The sequence below is a fragment of the Streptococcus pseudopneumoniae genome, assembly GCF_001072315.1.
Lineage (GTDB): Bacteria > Bacillota > Bacilli > Lactobacillales > Streptococcaceae > Streptococcus > Streptococcus pseudopneumoniae_R.
Genome location: NZ_JVLI01000131.1, coordinates 1 through 261, shown reverse-complemented (window position 1 = coordinate 261; position 261 = coordinate 1). Strand labels below are relative to the sequence as shown.

Here is a 261-nt window from a genome sequence, read left to right as displayed (position 1 = left end):
TTTAACCAGTATATTAAATCAGGAAAATCGGTTACAATTATTAATCCAATGGTAACCAAGGAAAAACTACGAAATACAGGGAAATCATTTGAAAATACAGCTTATCAAGTTGATTTTGGTAACGGCTATAAAACAGATACAGTTGTAAATAACGTTCCTACCGTGAAACCTACCAAGAAGAATTTGAATAAAGCAGGCGTGAACATCGGTGGTAAACAGGTCTTGGCAGGCTCAGTCAACTACTACAAGGTAACGGCAGAT

At 36.4% G+C, this 261-nt stretch carries 1 protein-coding gene; it reads left to right on the top strand.

The genetic code is table 11. The features are described 5' to 3' along the window. Positions 1 to 261 (top strand): SspB-related isopeptide-forming adhesin (locus tag ADH54_RS06945; RefSeq protein ID WP_049524565.1); only part of this gene is annotated, 261 nt, incomplete at both ends.